The 570-nt window shown below is 76.7% G+C and carries 1 protein-coding gene and 1 pseudogene; both read right to left on the reverse strand.

Annotated features, from left to right (window positions below; all coding sequences use genetic code 11):
* Positions 1–308: pseudogene (locus RCG67_RS17170) on the reverse strand (hypothetical protein); the annotation flags it as partial.
* A gap of 55 nt (positions 309–363) precedes the next feature.
* Positions 364–570: Gfo/Idh/MocA family oxidoreductase (locus tag RCG67_RS17175; protein WP_368828018.1), on the reverse strand; the 207-nt coding region annotated here is incomplete at its 5' end.

A 570-nucleotide genomic window follows, 5' to 3' on the forward strand; every position in this document is an offset into this window, starting at 1 on the left:
CGGCGGCATGGACGGCCCGGCAGCCGGGGCTCGGCCGACCGCGAGTCCGCGGGAGCGGGCCCGCTCCTGGTCACCGTGCCGGTGCGGCACTGCATGAAGGCGGCGAACACGACGATGCAGGCCGGCGCCGCGTACGGGCGCACCGCGGAGCCCTCGGGGAGGGCGGGACAGCTGACGGCGAAGCCCGTGAGGGACCAGATGGTCCCCGCCGGACCGGTCCTGAGCAGCGTCCTGCGGACGACGGACCGCAGGAGGTGGATCGCCGGACCGGCGGCGGCGACTCCGGCACCGTGAGCATCCCGGTCCACAGCACGAGCAAAGCCCCGGCGCCGGACGGGGTCCGGCGCCGGGGCGAGTGCGGGATCAGCGGTAGAGGTCCGGCTTGGTCTCCAGGTGCACGGGCACGATCTCGCCGGTGGCCTGCGCCTGCACGCCGGCCTCGCAGCAGGCGGCGGTGGCGTAGCCGTCCCAGGCGGAGGGCCCGCCGAGCTCGCCGCGCGCCGCGGCGTCGGCCCAGTCCTGCAGCTCCAGGTCGTAGGCGTCGCGGAAGCGCTCCTCGAAGCCGGGGGT

This window comes from Kocuria cellulosilytica (assembly GCF_040981245.1).
Lineage (GTDB): Bacteria > Actinomycetota > Actinomycetes > Actinomycetales > Micrococcaceae > Kocuria > Kocuria cellulosilytica.